The organism is Neoluteolibacter marinus (genome assembly GCF_014904755.1).
GTDB lineage: Bacteria > Verrucomicrobiota > Verrucomicrobiia > Verrucomicrobiales > Akkermansiaceae > Haloferula > Haloferula marina.
On the sequence record NZ_JACZFQ010000174.1, the window covers coordinates 1 to 810 of the forward strand.

General features: G+C 55.4%; 1 protein-coding gene. It reads right to left on the bottom strand.

Features of this window, described 5'->3' with window-relative positions; genetic code table 11:
* Positions 1–108 precede the first annotated feature (108 nt).
* A partial coding sequence (locus IG178_RS24365; protein WP_193215195.1) for an AAA family ATPase occupies positions 109–810 on the bottom strand: 702 nt, incomplete at its 5' end.

An 810-nucleotide genomic window follows, 5' to 3' on the forward strand; every position in this document is an offset into this window, starting at 1 on the left:
TTCAGCAGTAGGATGTCGGTCGGGCCTTCAACTAGAATAATGGGACTGACTTCAGCTTGTCTGTGCTGACGCAGGCGGTCTTCAACGCGATCAAACTCGCGCATCGAGCTACTCATCGAATTCCTCGTCATCAGGGCCAATGGGGTCCAGACCTTCGGTCGCATCAAAGTCAGCAGCGAGCACCAACTCCTCTGCCAGATCCCAGCGACCATTGACTATTCCTGCCGAGTGAGTGGCTAGAAGAATCTGCAGCTCGCCGACTTCAGCGACACGCGTTATGTCCGAAAGGAAGGCATGTTTCCAGGCTGCATGTAAGGAAATTTCCGGTTCGTCGATAAGCACCAGAGACCCCGGTTTTGCGGCAAACAGAAGCAGCGTAAATAATGCAACCAGATGCTGTTCACCAGATGACAGCCGCGACACCGGCAGGCGACTGTTGGAGGCGTTGAAAAATTCAAGACCGCCTCGTGAGGAAATAGCTGTACGCTTTCCTGAAGGTGCGAGTTTTACATCCAGCACCTCCCGCAGGGTTTGAAGCTTCTCGTTGACGGGCAGCAACGGCCCTAGACGCCTATCCCAATCGTCAAGGAAAACACTCAGAATCCGGCGCACTGTCGGGGTTGTTCTCTCGGGAAATGGTATCGGAGCCTCGCCCACCGCCAGTCCATTTCGCGCCAGAGCTTCGTACCTCTCAACCGTTCGGTCATAACGTTCATGCAGTTTATCTTCACGCACTGTCAGCGTCGCGGCGTCCAACGCGCGTGCAGCGAAGCTAAGGTCAGCGCTTTGCGTTGCCTGCACCGACGCACG